1 protein-coding gene is annotated in these 218 nt (G+C 43.1%); it reads right to left on the bottom strand.

Annotated elements, in window-relative coordinates:
• A partial coding sequence (locus ACG916_RS21805; RefSeq protein WP_419329561.1) for an NAD(P)/FAD-dependent oxidoreductase occupies positions 1 to 218 on the bottom strand: 218 nt, incomplete at both ends.

Raw genomic sequence — 218 nt, forward strand, 5'->3', positions numbered from 1 at the left:
CAATCATACCCAAGGTCACTTGGTTGTTTTCAGCGTGATATAACCACCAGCCGCCTGAAGAACCTGTTTCTGCCAAAGGCCAGCCTGAACCATGCATTACTAAACCTGGTTTATGTTTAGTAGGGTCAATTTCCCAAAGTTCTTTGATTCCGATACCGTAATGTTGCGGATCAGCATCTTGGTCTAAGTTGTATTTTGCAATCAAACGTTTACCAAGG

Source organism: Acinetobacter legionensis, assembly GCF_048552295.1.
Classification (GTDB): Bacteria; Pseudomonadota; Gammaproteobacteria; order Pseudomonadales; family Moraxellaceae; genus Acinetobacter.